Below are 22,981 nucleotides of genomic sequence, written 5' to 3' on the forward strand. Positions count from 1 at the left end.
ATGGACCTGGTCTTCCGCGCCCGCAGGGTCGTGACCCCGCAGGGTGAGATCGCGTGCGACGTCGGTGTCGTCGACGGCCGGATCGTCGCCGTCGAGCCCCGCATCGACTCACCGAACGTCGTGCGCCTCGCGGACGACGAGGTGCTGCTGCCAGGCCTGGTCGACACGCACGTGCACGTCAACGACCCCGGCCGCAGCGAGTGGGAGGGTTTCGAGACCGCCACGAGGGCCGCCGCGGCCGGTGGCGTCACGACGATCATCGACATGCCGCTCAACAGCATCCCGCCCACGGTCGAGGTGGCGGCGCTGGAGATCAAGCGCAAGGCCGCGGCGAACGTGTCGGTGGACGTCGGGTTCTGGGGCGGCATCGTCCCCGGCAACCTCGCGGACCTGAAGCCGTTGCACGAGGCCGGCGTCTTCGGCTTCAAGTGCTTCCTGCTGCATTCGGGCGTGGACGAGTTCCCGGCCGTGACGACCGGCGAACTCGAAGTGGCACTCAGGCAGTTGGCCACGCTCGACGCGTTGACGATCGTGCACGCCGAAGACGCGCACACGGTTCGTGACTCCGAACCCGACTACGCGGGCTTCCTGGCCTCACGGCCGCGCGAGGCCGAGAACAAGGCGATCAGCGACGTCGTGGCGCTGACCCGCAGGACCGGCGCGCGCACGCACATCCTGCACCTCTCGTCGTCGGACGCGCTCTCGATCCTGGGAGCCGCCAAACGCGAGAGCCTGCGGATCACCGCCGAGACCTGCCCGCACTACCTGACGTTCACCGCCGAGGAGATCCACGACGGGCAGACGGAGTTCAAGTGCTGCCCGCCGATCCGCGAGGCGGAGAACCGCGAGGCGTTGTGGCAGGGCCTGCGCGACGGCGTGATCGACCTGGTCGTCAGCGACCACTCGCCGAGCACGGTGGAGCTCAAGGAAGGCGACTTCGCGACGGCGTGGGGCGGCATCGCGTCGTTGCAGCTCGGTCTGCCGGCGGTGTGGACGGGTGCACGGGAGCGCGGTTTCCACCTCACCGACGTCGTCCGCTGGATGTCGGCGCACCCGGCGCGCCAGGTCGGACTGGAGACCAAGGGTGCCATCGAGGCCGGCAGGGACGCGGACCTCGTGGTGTTCGCACCGGACGAAACGTTCGTGGTGGACAAGGACAAGCTCTACCACCGCAACCCCGTCACGCCCTACCACGGCCGCACGCTGCACGGCGTTGTGCGGCAGACGTGGTTGCGTGGCAAGGAAATCAGCACTACGCAAGGCAAGTTGCTCAGACGAGGAGAAGCATGACCCAGTGGACCCGGCTGCCCGATCTCGCCTCGCGCGCGGTCGGTGGTGGTGTGGTGTGGGCGAACGACGAGCTGTTCGCCGAGCGGGAGAACCTGATCAAGCCCGCCGAGCCGGTCTACCAGACCTACACCTTCGGCCACAAAGGCCAGGTGTACGACGGCTGGGAGACGCGCCGCCGTCGTGAGGCCGGCGTGGACCAGGCGGTGGTCAGGCTCGGCATGCCCGGCGTCGTGCGCGGGATCGTGGTCGACACGGCGTTCTTCAAGGGCAACTACCCGCCGTTCTGCTGGGTCGAGGGCGCGCAGGTCGACGGTTATCCGAGTGCTGACGAGATCACCGAGTGGTTCCCGCTCGTCGAACGCGCCGCGCTCAAGGGCGACGAGAAGCACTTCTTCGATGTCACCGAAGGACGCCGCGTCACGCACGTACGGCTGACCATCGATCCCGACGGCGGTGTAGCGCGGTTGCGCGTGCACGGCGAACCGCTCGCCGACCCGCGTCTGCTCGTGGGTGGCATCGACCTCGCCGCGCTGGAGAACGGCGCGGTCGTCACGGGCTGCAGCAACATGTTCTACAGCTCGCCCAACAACCTCATCGCCCCCGGTCAGGCCACGGTCATGGGCGAGGGCTGGGAGACCGCGCGCCGCCGTGACGACGGCAACGACTGGGTGTCGCTCCGGCTCGCCGCCCCTGGCGTGGTTCAGCTCGTCGAGCTCGACACCAGCCACTTCAAGGGCAACGCGCCGGGCTGGGCGTCCGTCCGCGGCCGCGACGAGCGCAAGGACCCCGACGCGTGGTTCGACCTGCTTCCGCGCACTCGGCTGCAGCCCGACACACGGCACCGGTTCGTCGTGGACGCGACCGAGGCGACGGCCGTCCGCCTCGACATCTATCCGGACGGAGGCATGGCACGCCTCCGAATCCTCGGCACCCTTACGGGCGATGGCGTATCACACCTTCAGGCGGTGTGGGCCAAAACGACTAACTGACGGTGGTTGTACGACCACGGTCTGATTCGTGTCCCTACCTAGGTTGGTTGTCTGCGTCACACGATCGGTGGAAGCGTTCCTCCCGCAAGATCGGGGATCTAGGGAGGACATCCATGCAACCGATGGTGCGCGCCTTTGGCGCCGCGATCGCCAGTTCTGCATTGGTTCTAGGTGCGAGTCAGGTCGCGATCGCGGCTCCGGAAGGGCAGCCGGAGTTCAACGTCGGCGCGGTCGACTGGAAGCCGTGTGAAGAGGTGCCGACGGTGGAGTGCGGCTTCCTCGAACTGCCCATCGACTACGCCAAGCCGAACGGTGAGAAGTTCCAGCTGGCCGTGTCGCGCCGCAAGGCGAACGACCCGTCCCAGCGCATCGGCGCGATGGTGATCAACCCCGGTGGACCGGGTGGTTCGGGCGTCGACTTCTCCTTCGGCGCCGACAGGTACTTCAGCAAGGAGATCGTCGACAAGTTCGACGTCATCGGGTTCGACCCGCGTGGTGTCGCGCGCAGTGCGCCGATCAAGTGCTCGGCGGAGGTGCTGCAGAGGCAGCCGTCGGTCTACCCGAAGACCAGGGCCGAGTTCGACGCGCTGGTCACCTACAACAAGGAACTGCGCGCGGACTGCGAGAAGCAGAGCGGCCCGATCTTCAACAACGCCTCGACCGACGAGGTGGCGCAGGACATCGACGCCATCCGCCGCGCCCTGGGCGAGAAGAAGATCAACTACTACGGCATCTCGTACGGCACGATCATGGGCCAGCACTACGCGGAGAAGTTCGGCCGCAACATCCGCGCCATGATCATCGACTCCAACATGGACCACAGCCTCGGCACGAAGCAGTTCCTCGACTCCGAGGCGCGCACCGCCGAGGACTCGTTCAACGAGTGGATCAAGTGGAACGACCGCACGGCGACCTCGCCGTTCCACGGTCAGGACCTCCGCAAGATCTGGAAGGACCTGCTGGCCAAGGCGGAGCGCGGTGAGGTGCCCGCACCTTGGGACCCGGCCGTCAAGATGACGCCGGAGGACCTCGGTGGCGGTGTGGTCAGCATGGCCTACGGGCCGGGCTGGCAGCGGTTCGCCGAGCAGGTCAAGCAGATCATCGACAGTGTCCAGGCGCCCAAGTCGGCCTTCTCGGCGTTCGCGGCCGAGGAGACGTTCGACAACCCGTTCCCGGGCATCTTCTGCAACGACTACAACCTCCGCGTCAGCTCGTGGGGCGAGTACCAGTCGCTGGTGAAGTCCGAGTACCGGATCGCGCCGAACACGCGCGGCTCCTCGCTCGGTCACGGCGCCATGATGGGCTGCGTCGGGTTCCCGAAGGCCACGAACCCGCAGCACCCGCTGAAGATCAAGAACTCGCCGAAGATCCTGCTCACCAACGCCAAGCACGACCCGGCGACGGCCTACGAGTGGGCGGTCAACGCGCACCGCCAGTCCCGTGACACCACCGTCTTCGTGACCTACGAGGGCTGGGGCCACGGTGTCTACGACCGCAGCGAGTGCACGCTGAAGATCAACAACGAGTACCTCGTCTCGCTGAAGCTGCCGCGCAACGGCACCTCGTGTGCCGCTGTCGAGCCGCCGGCCGAGGCGTCGATCATGTCCGCGAAGCCGCGGGTCCCGGCGGGCCCGTTCTCGGTCCGCTAAAGCCGATCAGTCGCGATGCCCCCGGTGTTCGTGCCGGGGGCATCGCGGTGTCACGAGCGATCTCCGACGAGGTGTCCCGCGTCCCCGGAAAGCAGGAGCCCGCGACTACTTCTCGTGACCACTTCGACGCCGTGAGGTGGCCGAATCGAGGCCGTGAACGGCGTGAAACGCGGACGTAACAACGTGGGCCCCACAGTTCACCTCCGCGAAACGTTGCACGTAAGTGCGTGAAACAGGACATCTCGATGCTCCCTGCAACCGACGTGCAGTGGAGGTCGAAGTGGATACAGGGGACACCGCCTGGGTGCTCACCAGCGCCGCATTGGTGCTGCTGATGACGCCGGGCCTTGCCTTCTTCTACGGAGGCATGGTCCGTTCGAAGAGCGTGCTCAACATGATGATGATGAGCCTGGGCGCCATGGCCGTGGTCGGTGTCCTGTGGGTGCTGTTCGGGTACTCGACGGCATTCGGTGCGGACCTCGGCGGAGGCCTGCTGGGCAAGCCGTTCGAGTTCTTCGGCCTCGACGGGCTGCTGGCCGCCGACTCGCTGTTCGGCAAGATCCCGAGCACCGTGTTCGTCGCGTTCCAGGCGATGTTCGCGATCATCACGGTCGCGCTGATCTCCGGTGCGATCGCCGACCGCGCCCGCTTCGGCCCGTGGCTGCTGTTCGCCGGCCTGTGGGCGACGATCGTCTACTTCCCGGTCGCGCACTGGGTGTTCGACTTCGACGGCAAGGACGAGGCCGGCAACGTCGTCGACCCCGGTGGCTGGATCGCCAACAAGCTCCTCGCGATCGACTTCGCCGGTGGTACGGCCGTGCACATCAACGCCGGTGCCGCGGGTCTGGCCCTCGCGATCGTGCTCGGCAAGCGCGTCGGCTGGCCCAAGGAGCCGATGAAGCCGCACAGCCTGCCGCTGGTCGTGCTCGGCGCCGGTCTGCTGTGGTTCGGCTGGTTCGGGTTCAACGCCGGTTCGGCCCTGGGCGCGAACGGCACCGCCGGTGTCACCTTCATCAACACCCTCGTGGCCACCTGCGCCGCGATGCTCGGCTGGCTGCTGACCGAGCGCATCCGCGACGGCAAGGCCACCACGCTCGGTGCCGCGTCGGGTGTCATCGCCGGCCTGGTCGCGATCACCCCGGCCTGTTCCGCGGTCACCCCGGTCGGCGCCATCGCGATCGGCGCGATCACCGGTGTCCTCTGCGCCCTGGCCGTGTCGCTCAAGTACCGCTTCGGCTTCGACGACTCGCTCGACGTCGTCGGCGTCCACCTCGTCGGTGGTCTGTCCGGCACGATCCTGATCGGCCTGTTCGCCAGCGAGTCGGCCCCGGCCAAGGTCAACGGCCTGTTCTACGGCGGCGGCGTCGACCAGCTCTGGCGCCAGGCAGTCGGTGCGTTCGCGGTGCTCGGGTACTCGTTCGTGCTGAGCCTCGCGCTCGGTTACCTGGTGAAGTTCACCGTCGGGTTCCGCGCGTCGGAGGAGTCCGAGGTCGCGAGCATCGACGAGGCCGAGCACGCTGAGCGCGCCTACGAGTACGGCAGCCTCACCAGTGCGCGTGGTACCGGCAAGCCGAGCGTGGCCGCGGGCGCGACCGCGGTCCTCGAGGGGAGCAACAAGAAATGAAGCTGGTCACCGCGATCATCAAGCCGTTCACGCTCGACGACGTGAAGGGCGCCCTGGAACAGCTCGGGGTGCTGGGCATGACGGTCAGTGAAGTGCAGGGCTACGGGCGCCAGAAGGGCCACACCGAGGTCTACCGCGGTGCGGAGTACTCGGTGGACTTCGTGCCCAAGATCAAGATTGAGGTCGTCATCGACGACACGGCCGTCGAGAAGGTGCTGGAAGCGGTGGTCGAGGCCGCCCGCACCGGCAAGATCGGCGACGGCAAGGTGTGGGTGACTTCGGTCGACACGGTCGTGCGCGTGCGCACGGGCGAACGTGGATCGGACGCACTCTAATAATCTAGGAGACGGCCCGTGGAGAACAACGAAACGGCCGTCGTCACGGCTGACGACCTGGTGCGAGCACGCGAAAGGCTGCTCGTGCCAGGTCGTCGTCGCTTGGCCGCCGAACCGCTGCGCGAGGCACTCGTGGACCTGCACGAGTTCTGGCTGACCAAACATGCGGGGGGAGCGGGGGTATCCGGACCGGGTATCGCGCTCGTGGCGGTCGGCGGGCTGGGGCGGCGTGAGCTCGTGCCCTACTCCGACCTCGATCTGGTCCTGGTGCACAACGGCGTCAAGAACGTCGACGAGATCGCCGAGAAGCTCTGGTATCCACTGTGGAACTCCGGCATCGGGCTCGACCACTCGGTGCGAACGGTGGGGGAAGCTCTGAGGGTCGCCGCCGGTGACCTGAGAACAGCGTTGGGGCTGCTGGACATCCGGCACGTCGCGGGTGATCCCGAGGTCACCCAGAAGCTCGCCGAAGGCGCGAAGCAGGCGTGGCGCGGCAACGTCCGCAACCGGCTGGACGAGATGGCCGAGTCGTCGCAGAAGCGCTGGGCGCGCGGCGGCGAGATCGCACACCGCGTCGAACCCGACCTGAAGCACGGCCGCGGGGGACTGCGGGACCTCACGCTCCTGGACGCGCTGTCGCTCGCGCAACTGGTCGACCGGCCGTCCGCCGAGGTCGACGAGGCGCGCCGGTTGCTGCTGGACGTGCGCACCGAACTCCGCCGGGTGGCGCGGAAACCTCGTGACGTGCTGCGGGCGCAGGACGGTGACGAGGTGGCGTCGGCACTGGGGCTGGCGGACCGGTTCGCCTTGGCCCGTTCCCTTTCTTCCGCCGCACGCACGGTCGTCTACGCGTTCGACGTGGCCATGCGGGCCGCTCGCGCCGCCGCGCCGAAACGCGGGCTCGGGGCGTTCCTCCGCGGGCAACCGCCGCGCAGGCCGTTGGACGAAGGCGTTGTGCTGCACGGTTCTGAGGTCTCGCTCGCCCGTGACGCGATCCCCAGCCGTGATCCGGCGTTGTTGTTGCGTGTCGCGACGGCGGCGGCTCGCAGCAAGCACCCGATCGCGACAGGCACGTTGTCCCGGCTCGCGGACTCGGCGCCGGAGCTGCGCCAGCCGTGGCCGCGCGAGGCCCGCGAGGAGCTGCTGGCGTTGCTGGGCAGCGGAAGCGGACTCGTGGACGTCGTGGAAGCGCTGGACCGCACGGACCTGTGGGGCCGGCTGTTCCCCGAGTGGGGTGCGGTGCGGGACCTGCCGCCGCGCGACGCCGCGCACATGTGGACGGTCGACCGGCACCTCGTGCAGACGGTCGCGCACGCGGCCCGGCTGGCGACGACGGTGGCGCGGCCCGACCTGTTGCTGCTGGGCGCGCTGATCCACGACATCGGCAAGGGCCGGCAGCAGGACCACTCCGAGGTCGGGGCCGCGCTGGCGACCCAGATCGGGGAGCGCATCGGGCTGTGGCCGCAGGACGTCGAGACGTTGTCGGCGATGGTGCGGCACCACCTGTTGCTGCCGCACACCGCGACCCGCCGTGACGTCGAGGACGAGGCGACCGTGCACCGGGTGGTGGAAACGCTCGGCGGCGACGCGATCCTGCTGGAACTGCTGCACGCGCTGGCGGAGTCGGACTCCATCGCGACCGGGCCGGGCGTGTGGACGGACTGGAAGGCCGCGCTGATGGCCGACCTGGTCTCCCGTTGCCGCAAGGCCATGGCCGGGGAGGCGCTGCCCAAGCCGGAACCGCTCGACCCCGTGCACGTCGCGATGGCGGAACGCGTTGCGGCGTCGGGAAAGCCGGACGTGCTGCTGGAGAAGCAGGACCACGTGGCGGTCGTCACGGTGATCGCTCCGGACCGCCCGGGCCTGCTGTCCAAGGCCGCGGGTGTGCTCGCGTTGAACTCGCTGGAGGTCCACGCGGCGACGTTGCGCGCACACGGCGGCGCGACGGTGGACGCGTTCACGGTGTCGCCGCGGTTCGGCTCGCTGCCCGACGCCACCCTGCTGCGCGAACAGCTCTCCCGGGCGATCGACGGTTCGCTGTCGCTGGCCGACAAGCTCACCGCGAAGGAACGCGACTACGGTGGCCCGCCGCTCGACCCGCCGCCCGCGAAGGTGCTGTGGTTCGACGACGAGGCGACCGGCGCGGTGGTGCTGGAACTGCGCGCCGCCGACCGGATCGGGCTGCTGCACCACGTGGCGGGCGCGCTGGAGCAGTGCGGCGCCGACGTGCAGTGGGCGCGCGTGTCCACGCTGGGCGCGACGGTCGTCGACTCGTTCAGCATCGCGGGCGCGGACCTCGACCGGCGCCGGATCGAACGGGCGGTGCTCGACGCGGCCAGGTAGAGGTTGAGTAGCTCTACGCACAACCTCTCCGGGTGCTCACGCTCCTGCACGGTTCCGGAACAAGGCAGTGTTCGTGGTGTCCGGAAAGCGTCCTCGAGGGGTGGACCGCTTCCCGGACTGGCAGAGGCGGTGGTGCGCAGTGACGGCGCCGGGGGAGGTACCGGGCACTCGCACCACCGCCGATTCCCTTGTCTGACAACGAGACAGGTTCCTGGACAACCTCCGTCCGGCCTGGGCATGGTCGAGTTCTCGTTGTTCTGACTGGGGAGGAAGAACGTTGAGAATCGCAGTGGTGGCCGCCGTCGTGGCGGCCCTGGTCGTTCCCGCCACCGCACACGCTGCTCCACTTGCCGTGGAGGACCTGGGCACGTTGCCGGGAGATCTGCGGAGCACCGCGGCCGACATCAACGACTCCGGCACGATCGCCGGTGTCTCCCACGGAGCCGGCACCGCGCAGCACGCCGTGCGGTGGGACCGGTGGGACGGCATCAAGAAGCTCGCCGACCTCGGGTTCGACTCGTGGGCGGCGGCCATCAACCGTGACAACGTCGTCGTCGGTTACGCGGTGAACGCGGCCGGTCAGGCGCAGGCCGCGAAGTGGCTGCCCTCCGGTTCACTCGTGCAGCTCACGGTGGCGGGCGCGACGAGTTCCGTCGCGTACGACGTCAACGACTCGGGCACCGTCACGGGTGCCGCGACGATCAACGGCGTGAGCCAGGCCGTGCTGTGGACCTCGTTCGGCGAGGTGACGCTTCTCGGCGCGGGCAGCGGACTCCACGTCACCAACGGCAACTGGGTGGTCGGGAAGACCGGCGGGGACGTGGTCCGGTGGAACGCTTCGGGCGTGCGGACGGTGCTGGACGCGGGCACGTTCGCCGGAGCCAACCAGCTCGGCGACGCGGTCGGCACCGCGAGCACCGGCGGCGTGCTGTGGCTGCGCAGTGGCAAGACCCAGTCGGGCGCTGCCGCCCAGCCGTCCGACATCAACGACAACGGCTACGCGGTCGGGGAACTCTCGTCGCAGGCGACCCGGTGGGACGTCTTCGCCGGCGGCGTCGAGGCGCTGGCCCCAGCACCGTCGAGCGCGGCCGACGTGAACAACTCCGGCGTCGTCGCGGGCACGGTCGGTACTTCGGCCGCCACCTGGAACACGGGCGGCACGCGAACGGTGCTGCCGTCGTTGCCTGGTGCCGCACGTCACTCCGTGACGGGGTTGAGCGAGGTCGGGCAGGTCATCGGCGTGGCGACGTTCGCCAACGGCACCTACCGCGCCGTCGTCTGGCGCTAGCCCCCGTGCATTTCGGCGGAAATCGGACCAAACTGAACGAGAGGGATGGTCGAAACGTCTTCTAGGACATGACCGCCGTGTTGAACACGCAGATCGCAGTCGTCCGAGTGCAGCCGCGCTCGCTCGTAGTCCTCGCCGGCATTCCCGGCGCGGGCAAGACGACCCTGCTCAACCGCCTCGACGCGGACGAGCCGGTCACCGTGCTCGACTCCGACCAGGTGCGCTCGTGGCTGGAGCCGCGAGTCCCGCTCCCGTACAAGTACTGGCGCGTGTTCGTGCACCTCACACACCGGATGCGCGTCTTCTGGGCGGCACTGTTCTGCGCGGGCCTGCTGGTGGTGCACGAGCCGTCCACCCGGCCTGGCACGCGTTCCATGCTGGTGCTCGCCGGCGTGTTGTCGGGGCGTTCCCGTCACTTCCTGTGGCTGGACGCCTCAGCGGCCCAGGCCCTCGACGGCCAGATCGCCCGCAAGCGCGTCGTGCGCACCCACGCGTTCGAACGGCACGTCCGCCGCGGCTCGTCGATGCGCGCGCAGTTCGAGGCGGGCTGGGTGCCGTTCGGTTTCCGCAGCGTGACGCTCCTCACCCGTGCGAAGACCTCGGGTGGTCTGCGCATCATGGTGTCGTGATCAAGGCCGTCCTCTTCGACTTCGCAGGCACCCTCTTCGGGCGCCCGACCTACCAATGGCTCTCGCCGCGGCACCTCTCGGTGCTGCGTGCGCCGGCGCCGTTCGTGGCGCGGATGAACGCCGCCGAGCGCGCGGTGTGGGACGCCCGCGACCTGACCGCGCTGGCGAACCGGTCGGCCCACTGGATCCTGTTCCGCCTCGCGGGGCTGAGTTTCGACGACGAGCTGTTCCAGCGACTGCACAACCCGGCGTTCTGGCTGCCCTACGCCGACACCGCCGCCGCGCTGGAGGCCGCGCGGCCGTTGAAGGTCGGGGTGCTGAGCAACATCTCGTGGGACATCCGGCGGGTGTTCGCGCGTGAGCAGCTGTCCGTGGACGCCTTCGCGTTGTCCTACGAACTGGGCGTCTCGAAGCCGTCCGCCCGCGCGTTCGAAGCCGCCTGCGTCCGCCTGGACGTCGAGCCGTCCGAGTGCCTGTACGTCGGCGACGACCCGGTGGCGGATGGAGCAGCGGTGGCGGCGGGGCTGCGGTTCGCGCAGATCTCCACTGCTCCGGTCGGCCGCCGCGAACCGGTCCTCCTGCAGGCCCTGGCGAGCCACGGGATCGGGTGAACGTTCGGTTAGCTAGTCTGGACGACGTGTTCTCCACGCTTTCCGACCGGCTGACCACGGTTCTCCAGGGCCTTCGCGGCAAGGGCCGGCTCAGCGACGCCGACATCGACGCGACCGCCCGCGAGATCAGGGTCGCCCTGCTCGAGGCCGACGTCGCGCTGCCCGTTGTGCGCAACTTCATCGCGAAGGTGAAGGAGCGCGCCAAGGGCGCCGAGGTCCACCAGGCGCTGAACCCGGCGCAGCAGGTCGTGAAGATCGTCAACGAGGAGCTCGTCAACGTCCTCGGTGGCGAGACGCGACGGCTCAACCTCGCGAAGAACCCGCCCTCGGTGATCATGCTGGCGGGTCTGCAGGGTGCCGGTAAGACGACGCTCGCGGGCAAGCTGGCCAAATGGCTCAAGGGCCAGGGCCACACCCCGCTGCTCGTCGCCGCCGACCTGCAGCGCCCGAACGCGGTGACGCAGCTCCAGGTCGTCGGTGAGCGCGCGGGCGTGCCCGTCTTCGCTCCCGAGCCCGGCAACGGCGTCGGCGACCCCGTCGAGGTCTCGCGCCTCGGCATCGCGGAGGCCAAGGCCAAGCAGCACGACATCGTCCTCGTCGACACGGCCGGCCGGCTCGGCGTCGACGAGGAGATGATGCAGCAGGCCATCGACATCCGGGCCGCCGTCGACCCCGACGAGATCCTGTTCGTGGTCGACGCCATGGTCGGTCAGGACGCGATCAACACCGCCACGGCGTTCCGCGACGGCGTCGGCTTCACCGGTGTCGTGCTCACCAAGCTCGACGGCGACGCCCGCGGTGGTGCCGCGCTGTCGGTCCGCGAGGTCACCGGCCAGCCGATCCTCTTCGCGTCCAACGGTGAGAAGCTCGAGGACTTCGACGTCTTCCACCCGGACCGGATGGCGTCGCGCATCCTCGGCATGGGTGACGTCCTCACCCTGATCGAGCAGGCCGAGCAGCACTTCGACCAGGACCAGGCCGAGAAGGCCGCGGCGAAGCTGCACTCCGGCCAGTTGACGCTCGAGGACTTCCTGGAGCAGATGCTCGCGATCCGCAAGATGGGCCCGATCGCGAACCTGCTCGGCATGCTGCCCGGCGCCGGGCAGATGAAGGACCAGCTCGGGATGCTGGACGAGAAGCACCTCGACCGCATCCAGGCGATCATCCGCGGCATGACCCCGGCCGAGCGCGACGACCCCAAGATGATCAACGGGTCCCGCCGGCTGCGCATCGCGAACGGGTCGGGCGTCAAGGTCAGCGACGTCAACGACCTGGTCAACCGCTTCTTCGAGGCCCGCAAGATGATGGCGTCGATGGCCGGCCGGATGGGCTTCGGCGGCGGTGGCGGCAGCAAGACCCGCAAGGGCAAGAAGGGGAAGAAGGGCAAGGGCGGACGCGGCCCGACGCCCCCCAAGGTCAAGGGCGGCTTCCCGCCCGGGATGTTCCCCGGCGGCATGCCCGGCATGCCCCCCGGTGGGATCCCCGGCATGCCTCCCGGCGGCGGTCTGCCGAACCTCGGCGGCCTGAACGAGCTCCCGCCCGGCTTCGACCCGTCGAAGTTCAAGTTCGACGGGGACGACAAGAAGAAGTGACCATGCACCTGCGTGGCGTCGTCCTGCCGGACGGTGAGCCGCGAGACCTGTGGGTCGTGAACGGCCGTGTTCGCACCAAGCCGGTGCCCGGTGCGGAGACCGTCGTCGACGGCGGGTTCCTCGTGCCGGGCCTGGTCGACGCGCACTGCCACGTCGGCCTGGGCCCGCAGGGCGGCGTCGAGCTGCCCGAGGCCGTCGAGCAGGCTCTGACGGACCGAGACGCGGGCACGTTGCTGATCCGCGACTGCGGCTCACCGATCGACACGACGCCGTTGCAGGAGCGCCTGGACCTGCCGCGGATCATCCGCGCGGGCAGGCACATCGCCCGTCCGAAGCGCTACCTCCCGCACATCGGCGTGGAGGTCGAGACCGACCTCGCGACGGCCGTGGCCGAACAGGCCGCGTACGGCGACGGCTGGGTCAAGCTCGTCGGCGACTGGATCGACCGCGGCGAGGGCGACCTGGCTCCACTGTGGACGGACGACGAACTGGCCCAGGCCATCAAGGTCGCCCACGACGCCGGTGCGAAGGTCACGGCTCACGTCTTCGGCGAGGACGCGCTGCCGGGCCTCATCAACGCGGGCATCGACTGCATCGAGCACGGCACCGGCCTGACCGGCGACACGATCTCGCTGATGGCCGCGCGCGGCACCGCGCTGGTGCCCACGCTGATCAACATCGAGACGTTCCCCGGCATCGCGGACAGGGCCGGCAAGTACCCGAAGTACGCGAACCACATGCGTGAGCTGCACGCCCGCGTCTCCACCACGGTGGCGTCCGCGATCGAGGCGGGCGTCCCCGTCTACGCGGGCACCGACGCGGGCGGTGGCATCCAGCACGGCCGCATCGTCGACGAGATCGTCGCGCTGCACGGCGTGGGGATGAGCGCTGTGGACGCCATCGGCGCCGCGTCGTGGGGTGCCCGCGAGTGGCTCGGCTTCCCGTCGCTGACCGAGGGCGCGGCCGCGGACATCGTCGTCTACGACGAGGACCCGCGGGAGAACCTGGAGACCCTCCGGTCGCCACGCATGGTCATGCTCCGGGGCCGCATCCACTAGTCCTGGAGCTGGGCCAGCGCGCCCACCTGGTACGAGCCGCCCTTCTGGCGCGTGATGACGGCCATCCGGTTGGCGGCGTTGATCAGCCCGAGCAGGCAGACCAGCGCCGCGACCTGCTCGTCGTCGAAGTGCTTCCGCACGTTGTCCCAGGTCTCGTCGCTCACGCCCTCCCGCGTGAGCACTGTGCCCTCCTCGGTGAACGCCAGCGCGGCCTGCTCGGCCTCGGTGAACACCGTGGTCTCGCGCCAGCCGGCGACCAGGTGCAGCCGCAGCGGGTCCTCACCGGCCGCGATGGCCTCCTTGACGTGCATGTCGAGGCAGAAGCCGCAGCCGTTCAGCTGGCTCGCCCGCAGGCTGACCAGTTCCGCCGTGGTCGCGGGCAGCGACGTCTGGTGCACGGCCTGCCCGAGACCCGCGAACCGCTTCGCGATCTTGCCGCCGGTCTCGGTGCCGAAGAGGTTGAAACGCGGTTCCATGATCTTTCCTCCCTCGTGGACTTGCTTGACGACCACGTGATGCCGGCGACCCGTTCCGTGTGACTGTGATCCAGCCCACTGTCACAAAGCCCGGTGGGCTGGTGTCTTGTGACCATGGATGCCGCCACCGACGCGTTCGTCAGCCACCGCAACCTCCTCTTCACGATCGCCTACGAGATGCTCGGCTCCGCCGCCGACGCGGAGGACGTGCTGCAGGAGACGTGGCTGCGCTGGTCGGGCGTCGACCACGGCACCGTCGAGAACCACCGCGCCTACCTGGTCCGGATCGTCACCCGCCAGGCCCTCGGCCGCCTGCGCACCCTGGGCCGCCGCAAGGAGTCCTACGTCGGCTCCTGGCTTCCGGAACCGATGCTCACCGCCCCGGACGTCGCCGACGACGTCGAACTCGCCGACAGCGTCTCGATGGCGATGATGCTGGTCCTCGAAACCCTCACCCCGACCGAACGGGCGGTCTTCGTCCTGCGCGAGGTCTTCGACGTGGACTACGGCGAGATCGCGGCAGCGCTCGACAAGAACCAGGCCGCCGTCCGCCAGATCGCGCACCGCGCCCGTTCCCACGTCGCCGCTCGCCGCCCGCGCGAGGTCGTGACGCAGGCAGCGTCCCGCGAGGCCCTGGCCGCGTTCCAGCGCGCCACCGAGACGGGAGACCTCCAGGCCCTGCTCGACCTGCTCGCGCCGGACGTCGTGTTCCTCGGCGACGGCGGCGGCGTGAAGCAGGCCGTCCCGCGCCCCGTCGTGGGTTCCTCGAAGGTCGCGCGCATGCTGCTCGGCGGCCTGCTGAAGGTGAGCGGCTGGACGATGGAACCGGCCCAGGTCAACGGCTGCCCGGCGTTGATCGTGCGGTTCGGCGGCGAACTCGACACGGTGGTCGCGGTGCGGGTGGAGAACGGGCTGATCAGCGGCCTCTACGCGGTGCGCAACCCGGCCAAGCTCTCGCACATGACCGAGGAGACGACCCTGCGCCGTTGATCAGCGGGCGACGAACCGCGCCACCCCCGCGCCGGCCGCGACGTGCCAGTGCAGGTGCTTGTTGTGCTGCTCGTCGCCGACCGTGGTGAGCACCTGGCAGCCGCCGTGCAGCGCCACGACCTGCGCCGCCGCCTGCTTCACCGCGGCCAGCAACTCGACGGCCAGTTCGTCGTCCAGTTCCAGCAGCGAGGACACGTGCCGGGTGGGGATCACGATCACGTGGTCGGTGCCGAAACCGGGGATCGGCGGACGGAAGGTGAGCGTGTTCGCGGTGCGGGCGAGCACCTCGACCCGCACGTTGCCAGGGATGACGTCGTCGCAGTACCAGTCCGGCCCCATGCCTCGACGTTAGCCGCGCGGCCCTTGGCCTCGGGGGTTTAGTCCCAGCCTTCGCGCGCCGATCCAACCACCAGGAGCAGGACACCCGGCAGGGACCCGATCTGACCATTTTTTGACCAGGTGCTCGATCGGGTTTCGCCGGTGCCGCACAGTAGCCTCGGCTTCTGGGCCGGCGTCGATCGCGAGGTGGGCTGATCATGAGAGTGGCATTGCCTGCTGTTCCACCGCTGGTAGCCGCGGTGTGACTAAATTGCAGAGCGTGAGTGAGCCGGAATCCCTGAAGCCGAGGCGCGGTTTCAAGGAAAGAGTGCGCGACATCCCCCGCGACGCGTTCGAGACAGTGCGGGAAATCAGCCGCAACACGATCGAGAGCGTGCGGGACTTCAACCGCAACCCCGAGCCCGAACGGGTTGGCCAGCGATGGGGATTCGGCGCGTTCCTGCTGGTGGAAGCAGTCTTCATCCTGAGTGCCGTGTTCATCACGGCCGTGGGCGCGAGCTACGGCGCGACGCTCGAGAGCTCGACCACGCTCGTGCTGGTCGGCTCGCTGGTGCCGATCATGCTCGCGGCCTCGCTCGCCGTCGTGATCACGTACGTGCGCGGCAACGGTCCCGTCATCGACCTGCGGCTGAGCTTGACCAAGTCGGACGTGGTCTTCGGTCTCAAGATCGGCGTCGTCGGCCTGGTCTTCACCTACGTCGCCGCCACCGTGTGGGCGAAGATCGTCGGCAAGGACAACGCCACGAGCGCCATCGGCGAGCTCTTCAGCAACGCGAACCTGCCGCTGTCCGCCGCCATCACGATGTTCCTCTACATGAGCTTCATCGGCCCGATCTGCGAGGAGATCATCTTCCGCGGGCTGCTCTGGGGCGCGGTCCTGCGGCAGGGCTGGAGCAGGTTGGCCGCGTTCGTGCTGACCACGGTGATCTTCGCGCTCAGCCACCTCGAACCGCAGCGCACGTGGCTGCTCCTCGTGATCGCCATCCCCATCGGCGTCGCCCGCCTGGTCACTCGCAGCCTCGGGGCGAGCATGGTGGCGCACGTGCTGAACAACTTCCTGCCGGGACTGTCGCTCCTGCTCCTGTCGGCCGGTGTCATCTGATGGACCTGAACAGCGACCTCGGTGAGGGCTTCGGCATCTGGAAGCTCGGCGACGACACCGCGCTGCTGGGCGTCATCACCAGCGCGAACGTCGCGTGCGGCTTCCACGCCGGTGATCCGTCCACGATGCGCAAGGTCTGCGAGGAAGCCGCGAAGAACGGCGTGAAGATCGGCGCCCAGGTGAGCTACCGCGACCTGGCCGGGTTCGGCCGGCGGTTCATCGACGCAGACCCGGTCGAACTCGCGGACGAGGTGCTCTACCAAATCGGTGCGCTCGACGCGTGCGCACGAGCAGCAGGCACCGAGGTCGTGTACGTGAAGCCGCACGGCGCGCTCTACAACGCCACGGTGCACCACGAGAAGCAGGCCGAGGCGGTCGTGAACGGCACCAAGGCGTTCAAGGACCTGCCGATCCTCGGCCTGCCCGGCTCCCAGTTGCTGGAGAAGGCCTCGCGAGCGGGCTTGCGGCCCGTTCAGGAGGCGTTCGCCGACCGCGGCTACACGCCGGAGGGCACGCTGGTCCCGCGCAGCAGGCCGGACGCCCTGCTCACCGACACCGCGCAGATCGTCGAACGGGCCACCCGGCTGCTCCAGGGCGAACTCGTCGCGGTCGACGGCACCGTCATCAAGACGCAGGCGGAGTCGTTGTGCGTGCACGGCGACACGCCGGGAGCGGTCGCGCACGCGCGTGCGGTGAAGGAAGCGCTCGGCGCCGTGACACCGTTCGCGTAGGACCCGATTCGGATCCGCCGGTCCCCATCTGGCACAATTGCCCGCTGTCCGTCGTGGTCGGCCCCTCTGCCCGGGCCGCGACTGTGCGAACCACCAACACAGAGCTCGAGGAGTACCAGGCCAATGGCCGTCAAGATCAAGCTTCAGCGTCTCGGCAAGATCCGCCAGCCGTACTACCGCATCGTGGTCGCCGACGCGCGCACCCGTCGCGACGGCAAGGCCATCGAGACGATCGGCAAGTACCACCCGAAGGACGAGCCGTCGTTCATCGCGGTCGACTCCGAGCGTGCGCAGTACTGGCTGGGTGTCGGCGCGCAGCCGACCGAGTCGGTCCAGCGGATCCTCGAGATCACCGGTGACTGGCAGAAGTTCAAGGGCCTGCCGGGCGCCGAGGGCACGCTGAAGGTCAAGGAGCCGAAGACTCCGAAGGCCGAGCTGTTCGCCGCCGCGCTCGCCGCCGCGAACTCGGAGCCGATGACCGAGGCCACCACGCCGAAGGCGAAGAAGGCCAAGAAGACCGACGACGCGCCCAAGGCCGAGGCCGAGGCGCCCAAGGACGAGGCGTGAGTTTGTTGGCTGACGCCCTCGAACACCTCGTTCGCGGCATCGTCGACCACCCGGAAGAAGTCCGGGTGAACCTCGTCACGACCCGCCGCGGCCGCACCCTCGAGGTCCATGTCCACCCGGACGACCTCGGCAAGGTGATCGGCCGTGGCGGTCGCACCGCGACGGCTCTGCGCACCGTGATGGCCGGTATCGGCGGTCGTGGTGTGCGGGTCGACGTCGTCGACACCGACCGCTGAACGAAGCTGCAAAGGGCAAATGGACGTCGTCGTCGGCCGTGTGGCCAAGGCGCACGGGATCACCGGTGAACTAGCCGTTGACGTGCGCACCGATTCACCCGAAATGCGGTTCAAGCTCGGAGCCACGCTCCAGGCCAAGCTGCGTGACGGCACGTCCCGAAGCCTCACCGTGTCAGCCGCCCGGCCTCACTCCGGGCGGCTGCTCGTGCGTTTCGAGGAAGTCGTGACGCGCGACGTCGCGGAGTCGTTGCGCGGCACGTTGCTGCTGGGCAGCACCGACGACCTGCCGGCGATCGACGACCCGGACGAGTTCTACGACCACGAGCTCGAAGGGCTCGCGGCCGAACTCGTCGACGGCACGAAGATCGGCACGGTCAAGGAGATCCTGCACGGCCCCGGTGGCGAACTGCTCGTGGTCATCCGTGACCAGGGGGAGGCGCTCATCCCGTTCGTGCGCGAGATCGTGCCCACTGTGGACGTTCGCGGCGGCCGTGTCGTGATCGACCCGCCAGAGGGCCTGCTCGATGCAGATTGACGTCGTCACGATCTTCCCCGAGTACCTCGCGCCGCTGCGCGCGGCGTTGCTCGGAAAGGCGATCGACAAGGGCCTGATCAGCGTCGGCGTGCACGACCTCCGGGACTGGACCCAGGACGTGCACAAGGCTGTCGACGACAGCCCGTACGGCGGTGGGCCCGGCATGGTCATGAAGGCCGACATCTGGGGTCCTGCCCTGGACGACGTGTGCACGGACGAGACGCGTCTCATCGTGCCGACGCCGGCCGGACGTCCGTTCACGCAGGCGGTCGCACACGAGTACGCGAACGAGTCCCACCTCGTGTTCGCGTGCGGTCGCTACGAAGGCATTGACCAGCGTGTGGTCGATGACGCCGCACGGCGCGTACGCGTCGATGAGGTGTCGATCGGTGACTACGTGCTGGTCGGTGGCGAGGTGGCGGTGCTCGCGATCGTGGAAGCGGTCGCGCGGTTGCTGCCCGGCGTGCTCGGCAACCCGAAGTCGCACGCCGAGGACTCGTTCCAGGACGGGCTGCTCGAAGGGCCGAGCTACACGCGGCCCGAGGTGTGGCGCGACCTGGCGGTGCCGGACGTGCTGCGTTCCGGTAACCACAAGCTGATCAACCGCTGGCGCCGTGACCAGTCGCTGGCCAGGACCTTCGCCAGGCGTCCTGACCTGCTGGAATCGTTGCCGGTAGAAGCGTTCGACAAGCACGACCGTGCCCTGCTCACGCGCCTGCGCGAGGGCGGGGAGTAGCCCGATTTCGTTCCGGAGTGCCTGGTCTGGCACACTGGAACAGTTGCCGAAGCCGGTGTGATACCGGCATGCGCACACAAGCCGACCCCCATCATGTCGTGCACAGCCATGGAGCATGCTCTGGGGAGTTCAAAACACGTGAGGAACCACCGATGAACATCCTGGACGCGCTTGACGCCCAGTCGCTGCGCACCGACATCCCGGCCTTCCGCGCCGGTGACACGCTGAAGGTTCACGTCCGCGTCATCGAGGGCTCGCGCGAGCGCGTCCAGGTGTTCCAGGGCGTTGTGATCCGTCGTCAGAACGGCGGCATCCGCGAGACCTTCACCGTCCGCAAGGTCTCGTTCGGCGTCGGCGTCGAGCGCACCTTCCCGGTGCACTCCCCGAACATCGCCGAGATCGAGGTCGCCGTCCGCGGTGACGTCCGTCGCGCCAAGCTGTACTACCTGCGCGACCTGCGCGGCAAGGCTGCCAAGATCAAGGAGAAGCGCGAGGCCCGTCCGGTCTCCTGATCGGTGGCTTCGAGCCCAGAAGACTTCGAGGACGCCTCCGCACCGGATGAACCGGAGCGGGGGCGTACTCCTGTCTGGAGAGAAATCCTCTACGTCGTCATGACGGCCGTCGTGCTGACGGTGCTCATCCAGGCGTTCGTGGCGCGGGTCTACGTGATCCCCTCGGCGTCGATGGAGAACACGCTGCACGGCTGCACCGGCTGCGAGAACGACCGCGTGCTGGTCGACAAGCTTACCTACGGCTTCAGCGACGTCGAGCCGGGCGAGGTGGTCGTGTTCCGCGGCCCCGAGGCGTGGACGACGACCGACTTCCGCACGCCCCGATCGGCCAATCCCGTCGCGGGTTTCGTGCAGAACATCGGTTCTCTGCTGGGCATCGCGCCGGCGAACGAGCGCGACTTCGTGAAGCGCGTGATCGCGTTGCCCGGCCAGACGGTGATGTGTTGCGACGAGCAGCACCGTGTCGTTGTGGACGGCAAACCGCTCGACGAGCCGTACGTGCATTGGCAGGCAGGCACTTCGCCCGCGGACCACGAGCCGTTCGCACCGATCCGCGTGCCGGAGGGCCGGTTGTTCGTGATGGGGGACAACCGGATGAACTCCACCGACTCGCGCAAACAGGGCGGTGGTGGCGTAGCGGGCACCGTGCCGATCGAGAACGTCATCGGGAAGGCCCGCTACGTCGTTTTCCCGAAAGATCGGTGGAGTGTTGTGTCGGATCACAACCCCCAGCCCCTAGGCTGATCTCGTGGTCGACGACGCTCCAGAGCAGAACCCTCCCGGTGACGAGCCCAGTTCGGACGCTTCGGACAAGCCCGCGAAGCAGAAGAAAAAGGGCAACTTCTGGAAGGAACTGCCTGTCCTCATCCTGGTCGCGTTCGGCCTCGCGATCGGCATCCAGATCTTCCTCGGCCGCGTCTACATGATCCCGTCCGAGTCGATGGAGACGACGCTGCACGGGTGCACCGACTGCTACGGCGACCGCGTGCTCGTCGACAAGGTCACCTTCCGCTTCAGCGATCCGGCGCCGGGCGACGTGATCGTGTTCCGCGGGCCGCCGTCGTGGCAGAACGACTTCGTCTCCGCCGAGCCGGGCAACCCGATCTCGCAGGGCCTGTCGTGGCTCGGTTCGCTGGTCGGGCTGCCGTCGGCGAACGAGGAGGACTTCGTCAAGCGCGTGATCGCCGTCGGCGGGCAGACCGTGAAGTGCTGCGACGACCAGAACCGCGTGACGGTCGACGGCAAGCCCCTCGACGAGCCGTACAAGCACTTCGACGAGGGCACGCCTGCCGAGCAGGAGTCGTTCGAGGAGCTCAAGATCCCGGACGGGATGCTGTTCGTGCTCGGCGACAACCGCAACCACTCGTGCGACTCGCGCTGCCAGGGCCAGGGCGGCCTCAACGGGCTCGTGCCGGTGGGTGACGTGATCGGCAAGGCGCGCGTGATCGTGCTGCCTCCGTCGAGGTGGGGCGGCGTGTCCGACCACGACCCGCAGGTCGTCTCGATGGGTGCGCCGGGCTGGCAGGAGAACGTCCCGCTGGGCCTCGGTATCGTCGGCGCGTGGCCGCTTCTGCTGCTCGGGCGTCGAGTGCGAGACCGATTCCGCCGATGACCATGCTGATGCCGCCCCGCGCGGTGGTGCGGGGCTCTGCGGGGAACTGGGCGTTGCAGAGCACGCTGGAGCGCCGGGGCCTCGGACCCGTCGCCGGCGTGGACGAAGCGGGGCGCGGGCCGTGCGCCGGTCCGTTGGTGATCGCCGCGTGTGTCCTTCGACCGGGTGATGCTTCGCGGTTCGAAGGGCTGAACGACTCGAAGCTGATGACGGCGGCCGCCCGCGATCGGATGTACGACCTGGTGCTCAAGCGTGCGCTGGATCACTCGGTCGTGGTCGTTCCGCCCGCCGACATCGACTGGCTGGGCATCCACGTCATGAACATCGAGGGCATGCGGCGTGCGGTGGCGCAGCTGGAGACGCACCCCGGCTACGTGCTGACGGACGGTTTCAAGGTGCCGGGAATGCCGGCGCCGAACGTGGCGGTGCTCAAAGGCGACCAGGCCGCGGCGTGCGTGGCGGCGGCATCGGTGCTGGCCAAGGTCACGCGGGACCGCATCATGGCGGATCTGCATGATCGTCATCCCGAGTACGGGTTCAGCGTGCACAAGGGGTACTGCACGCCCGACCACACGGCGGCGTTGATGGAACACGGCCCGTGTGCGGAGCATCGCTGGTCGTATGTAAATGTGGCAGCGGCGGCTGCCAAGCACGGTCTCGCCGCGCCGCACAGGGTGGCGCGCGGCACAACCGCGCAGGCCGTGGTCCAGAATGATGCAACCCCGGCTGACGCCGGGGAGCTCGCGACGAGTGAGGGCGCGGAGCAGATGACCCGCGCGGAGGCGTAATGAGTGCAGAGGATCTCGAGAAGTACGAGACCGAGATGGAGCTGTCGCTGTACAAGGAGTACCGCGACATAGTCAGCCAGTTCTCGTTCGTCGTGGAGACCGAACGGCGTTTCTACCTGGCCAACTCGGTGGACGTGCAGGTGCGCAACGCCGACGGCGAGGTGTACTTCGAGGTGCGCATGTCGGATGCATGGGTGTGGGACATGTACCGCCCTGCAAGGTTCGTCAAGAACGTTCGTGTCATCACGTTCAAGGACGTGAACGTGGAGGAGCTGGACAAGCCGGATCTCCGGTTGCCGGAGAGCGGCCCTTTCCCCAGCTGAAAGAGGAGTGACCCGAAACGTTGGCGGTGCCGTCCGCGGTACCGCGATGAGCCCGTGCGGCCGCGGAATCTCACGGCGGCGTTTCGGGCCACGCTCCTAGCACACCCCACCGACGATTCCGTCGTTCCAAGATCTACAACGGCCGACTTGTCCACAGCCGCCGAGTTGTCCACAGATTCCCCGCGGCCCGGTCGCCCACCCCGTCCCGCCCTGCAAGGTCGTGTCCAACGACCCGCAGGGAGGCGAGGGCAGTGGTGGCACAGGCACTGGTCGAGACCAGGCAGCAGGAGAAGGGGCGCCAGGGCGAAGACCTGGCGTGCAGGTACCTGGAGGGGCAGGGCCTGGTCGTCCTGTCACGGAACTGGACGTGCCGCGACGGCGAACTCGACGTCGTGGCCGTGGAGGGCGACCGCCTGGTCGTCTGCGAGGTCAAGACGAGGTCCGGCCCGGCCTGGGGCCGCCCGGACGAGGCCGTCGACCAGCACAAGCTCTCCCGCCTGCGCCGCACGGCGCTGCGCTGGCTGGCGTCGCACGGCGTCGGCTGGTGCAACGTCCGCGTCGACCTGATCTCGGTCACCTGGCCTCCTTCCGGTGAGGCGCGCCTGCAACACCTGCGGGGAGCCTGA

General features: G+C 68.7%; 26 protein-coding genes. 24 read left to right on the forward strand and 2 right to left on the reverse strand.

All coding sequences use genetic code 11. The features are described from left to right. The 11 genes from allB to LX88_RS11445 all read left to right on the forward strand — a co-directional run bounded on the left by allB (position 1) and on the right by LX88_RS11445 (position 13,408). The gene (gene allB / locus LX88_RS11395; protein ID WP_258947759.1) at positions 1 to 1,290 is read left to right on the forward strand and encodes an allantoinase AllB; all 1,290 of its coding nucleotides are present in this window, start codon (positions 1 to 3) and stop codon (positions 1,288 to 1,290) included. Then, positions 1,287 to 2,279, forward strand: coding sequence for an allantoicase (gene alc, locus LX88_RS11400; protein WP_258947760.1), 993 nt, complete (start codon positions 1,287 to 1,289; stop codon positions 2,277 to 2,279). The genes allB and alc overlap by 4 nt, the downstream gene beginning before the upstream one ends. A gap of 113 nt (positions 2,280 to 2,392) precedes the next feature. Further along, complete coding sequence (locus LX88_RS11405) at positions 2,393 to 3,928, forward strand: alpha/beta hydrolase (protein ID WP_258947761.1); 1,536 nt, start codon at positions 2,393 to 2,395, stop codon at positions 3,926 to 3,928. A gap of 280 nt (positions 3,929 to 4,208) precedes the next feature. Next, entirely contained in the window at positions 4,209 to 5,552 is a 1,344-nt protein-coding gene (locus LX88_RS11410) for an ammonium transporter (RefSeq protein WP_258947762.1), read from the forward strand. After that, positions 5,549 to 5,887, forward strand: a complete 339-nt coding sequence (locus LX88_RS11415) for a P-II family nitrogen regulator (RefSeq protein ID WP_089917583.1) — start codon at positions 5,549 to 5,551, stop codon at positions 5,885 to 5,887. The genes LX88_RS11410 and LX88_RS11415 overlap by 4 nt, the downstream gene beginning before the upstream one ends. An 18-nt stretch (positions 5,888 to 5,905) precedes the next feature. After that, a complete protein-coding gene (locus tag LX88_RS11420; protein WP_258947763.1) occupies positions 5,906 to 8,230 on the forward strand; it encodes a [protein-PII] uridylyltransferase in 2,325 nt (774 codons plus the stop codon). 277 nt (positions 8,231 to 8,507) lie between these two features. Next, a complete protein-coding gene (locus LX88_RS11425) occupies positions 8,508 to 9,518 on the forward strand; it encodes a hypothetical protein (protein WP_258947764.1) in 1,011 nt (336 codons plus the stop codon). 68 nt (positions 9,519 to 9,586) lie between these two features. Then, on the forward strand, positions 9,587 to 10,147 hold the full coding sequence (locus tag LX88_RS11430) for an AAA family ATPase (protein WP_258947765.1): 561 nt from the start codon (positions 9,587 to 9,589) through the stop codon (positions 10,145 to 10,147). Then, complete coding sequence (locus tag LX88_RS11435; RefSeq protein ID WP_258947766.1) at positions 10,144 to 10,758, forward strand: HAD family hydrolase; 615 nt, start codon at positions 10,144 to 10,146, stop codon at positions 10,756 to 10,758. Before LX88_RS11430 ends, LX88_RS11435 begins: the two co-directional genes overlap by 4 nt. A 26-nt stretch (positions 10,759 to 10,784) precedes the next feature. Continuing rightward, positions 10,785 to 12,350, forward strand: coding sequence for a signal recognition particle protein (gene ffh / locus LX88_RS11440; RefSeq protein WP_258947767.1), 1,566 nt, complete (start codon positions 10,785 to 10,787; stop codon positions 12,348 to 12,350). A gap of 2 nt (positions 12,351 to 12,352) precedes the next feature. After that, the gene (locus LX88_RS11445) at positions 12,353 to 13,408 is read left to right on the forward strand and encodes an amidohydrolase family protein (RefSeq protein WP_258947768.1); all 1,056 of its coding nucleotides are present in this window, start codon (positions 12,353 to 12,355) and stop codon (positions 13,406 to 13,408) included. Here the strand turns inward: LX88_RS11445 and LX88_RS11450 are convergent. After that, the gene (locus LX88_RS11450) at positions 13,405 to 13,884 is read right to left on the reverse strand and encodes a carboxymuconolactone decarboxylase family protein (RefSeq protein ID WP_258947769.1); all 480 of its coding nucleotides are present in this window, start codon (positions 13,882 to 13,884) and stop codon (positions 13,405 to 13,407) included. The two genes, LX88_RS11445 and LX88_RS11450, sit on opposite strands and share 4 nt — an antisense overlap. Positions 13,885 to 13,998: 114 nt before the next feature. Here LX88_RS11450 and LX88_RS11455 point away from each other — a divergent pair, with 114 nt between their 5' ends. After that, positions 13,999 to 14,874, forward strand: a complete 876-nt coding sequence (locus LX88_RS11455; RefSeq protein WP_258947770.1) for an RNA polymerase sigma-70 factor — start codon at positions 13,999 to 14,001, stop codon at positions 14,872 to 14,874. On the opposite strand, the gene LX88_RS11460 is transcribed toward LX88_RS11455, so the two are convergent. Continuing rightward, positions 14,875 to 15,213 (reverse strand): HIT domain-containing protein, encoded by a 339-nt coding sequence (locus LX88_RS11460; RefSeq protein WP_258947771.1) that lies wholly within the window; start codon positions 15,211 to 15,213, stop codon positions 14,875 to 14,877. 259 nt (positions 15,214 to 15,472) lie between these two features. On the opposite strand from LX88_RS11460, the gene LX88_RS11465 reads away from it, so the two are divergent. From LX88_RS11465 to LX88_RS11520, 12 genes are all read left to right on the forward strand, one after another. Further along, positions 15,473 to 16,315, forward strand: a complete 843-nt coding sequence (locus LX88_RS11465) for a CPBP family glutamic-type intramembrane protease (RefSeq protein WP_258947772.1) — start codon at positions 15,473 to 15,475, stop codon at positions 16,313 to 16,315. Continuing rightward, a complete protein-coding gene (locus tag LX88_RS11470; protein ID WP_258947773.1) occupies positions 16,315 to 17,046 on the forward strand; it encodes a LamB/YcsF family protein in 732 nt (243 codons plus the stop codon). Before LX88_RS11465 ends, LX88_RS11470 begins: the two co-directional genes overlap by 1 nt. Before the next feature lie 123 nt (positions 17,047 to 17,169). Then, positions 17,170 to 17,613: a 30S ribosomal protein S16 gene (gene rpsP / locus LX88_RS11475; protein WP_258947774.1), complete on the forward strand. Its 444-nt coding sequence runs from the start codon at positions 17,170 to 17,172 to the stop codon at positions 17,611 to 17,613. Beyond that, positions 17,610 to 17,849 carry an RNA-binding protein gene (locus tag LX88_RS11480; RefSeq protein WP_090066400.1) on the forward strand — a complete coding sequence of 80 codons (240 nt, stop codon included), beginning with the start codon at positions 17,610 to 17,612 and terminating at the stop codon, positions 17,847 to 17,849. Before rpsP ends, LX88_RS11480 begins: the two co-directional genes overlap by 4 nt. Positions 17,850 to 17,868: 19 nt before the next feature. Next, positions 17,869 to 18,384, forward strand: a complete 516-nt coding sequence (gene rimM, locus LX88_RS11485) for a ribosome maturation factor RimM (RefSeq protein WP_090066399.1) — start codon at positions 17,869 to 17,871, stop codon at positions 18,382 to 18,384. Beyond that, positions 18,374 to 19,120 (forward strand): tRNA (guanosine(37)-N1)-methyltransferase TrmD, encoded by a 747-nt coding sequence (gene trmD / locus LX88_RS11490; RefSeq protein ID WP_258947775.1) that lies wholly within the window; start codon positions 18,374 to 18,376, stop codon positions 19,118 to 19,120. Before rimM ends, trmD begins: the two co-directional genes overlap by 11 nt. Positions 19,121 to 19,272: 152 nt before the next feature. Next, positions 19,273 to 19,632 carry a 50S ribosomal protein L19 gene (gene rplS / locus LX88_RS11495; protein ID WP_090066397.1) on the forward strand — a complete coding sequence of 120 codons (360 nt, stop codon included), beginning with the start codon at positions 19,273 to 19,275 and terminating at the stop codon, positions 19,630 to 19,632. Between the two features lie 3 nt (positions 19,633 to 19,635). Continuing rightward, positions 19,636 to 20,376: a signal peptidase I gene (gene lepB, locus LX88_RS11500; protein ID WP_372511268.1), complete on the forward strand. Its 741-nt coding sequence runs from the start codon at positions 19,636 to 19,638 to the stop codon at positions 20,374 to 20,376. 4 nt (positions 20,377 to 20,380) lie between these two features. Next, positions 20,381 to 21,244, forward strand: a complete 864-nt coding sequence (lepB, locus tag LX88_RS11505; RefSeq protein ID WP_258947776.1) for a signal peptidase I — start codon at positions 20,381 to 20,383, stop codon at positions 21,242 to 21,244. Continuing rightward, positions 21,241 to 22,032: a ribonuclease HII gene (locus LX88_RS11510; RefSeq protein ID WP_258947777.1), complete on the forward strand. Its 792-nt coding sequence runs from the start codon at positions 21,241 to 21,243 to the stop codon at positions 22,030 to 22,032. Before lepB (LX88_RS11505) ends, LX88_RS11510 begins: the two co-directional genes overlap by 4 nt. Further along, a complete protein-coding gene (locus tag LX88_RS11515; protein ID WP_030479657.1) occupies positions 22,032 to 22,355 on the forward strand; it encodes a DUF2469 domain-containing protein in 324 nt (107 codons plus the stop codon). The genes LX88_RS11510 and LX88_RS11515 overlap by 1 nt, the downstream gene beginning before the upstream one ends. A 254-nt stretch (positions 22,356 to 22,609) precedes the next feature. Then, positions 22,610 to 22,981 carry a YraN family protein gene (locus LX88_RS11520; RefSeq protein WP_258947778.1) on the forward strand — a complete coding sequence of 124 codons (372 nt, stop codon included), beginning with the start codon at positions 22,610 to 22,612 and terminating at the stop codon, positions 22,979 to 22,981.

The organism is Lentzea californiensis (assembly GCF_024648825.1).
Classification (GTDB): domain Bacteria; phylum Actinomycetota; class Actinomycetes; order Mycobacteriales; family Pseudonocardiaceae; genus Lentzea; species Lentzea californiensis.

Bases quoted from the DNA above. Each gene is read 5' to 3' on its own strand.
- allB (WP_258947759.1), top strand. From the start codon at position 1: ATGGACCTGGTCTTCCGCGCCCGCAGGGTCGTGACCCCGCAGGGTGAG.
- alc (WP_258947760.1), top strand. From the start codon at position 1,287: ATGACCCAGTGGACCCGGCTGCCCGATCTCGCCTCGCGCGCGGTCGGT.
- LX88_RS11405 (WP_258947761.1), top strand. From the start codon at position 2,393: ATGCAACCGATGGTGCGCGCCTTTGGCGCCGCGATCGCCAGTTCTGCA.
- LX88_RS11415 (WP_089917583.1), top strand. From the start codon at position 5,549: ATGAAGCTGGTCACCGCGATCATCAAGCCGTTCACGCTCGACGACGTG.
- LX88_RS11430 (WP_258947765.1), top strand. From the start codon at position 9,587: ATGACCGCCGTGTTGAACACGCAGATCGCAGTCGTCCGAGTGCAGCCG.
- LX88_RS11445 (WP_258947768.1), top strand. From the start codon at position 12,353: ATGCACCTGCGTGGCGTCGTCCTGCCGGACGGTGAGCCGCGAGACCTG.
- LX88_RS11450 (WP_258947769.1), bottom strand. From the start codon at position 13,884: ATGGAACCGCGTTTCAACCTCTTCGGCACCGAGACCGGCGGCAAGATC.
- LX88_RS11455 (WP_258947770.1), top strand. From the start codon at position 13,999: ATGGATGCCGCCACCGACGCGTTCGTCAGCCACCGCAACCTCCTCTTC.
- LX88_RS11460 (WP_258947771.1), bottom strand. From the start codon at position 15,213: ATGGGGCCGGACTGGTACTGCGACGACGTCATCCCTGGCAACGTGCGG.
- LX88_RS11470 (WP_258947773.1), top strand. From the start codon at position 16,315: ATGGACCTGAACAGCGACCTCGGTGAGGGCTTCGGCATCTGGAAGCTC.
- rpsP (WP_258947774.1), top strand. From the start codon at position 17,170: ATGGCCGTCAAGATCAAGCTTCAGCGTCTCGGCAAGATCCGCCAGCCG.
- rimM (WP_090066399.1), top strand. From the start codon at position 17,869: ATGGACGTCGTCGTCGGCCGTGTGGCCAAGGCGCACGGGATCACCGGT.
- trmD (WP_258947775.1), top strand. From the start codon at position 18,374: ATGCAGATTGACGTCGTCACGATCTTCCCCGAGTACCTCGCGCCGCTG.
- rplS (WP_090066397.1), top strand. From the start codon at position 19,273: ATGAACATCCTGGACGCGCTTGACGCCCAGTCGCTGCGCACCGACATC.
- LX88_RS11510 (WP_258947777.1), top strand. From the start codon at position 21,241: ATGACCATGCTGATGCCGCCCCGCGCGGTGGTGCGGGGCTCTGCGGGG.
- LX88_RS11515 (WP_030479657.1), top strand. From the start codon at position 22,032: ATGAGTGCAGAGGATCTCGAGAAGTACGAGACCGAGATGGAGCTGTCG.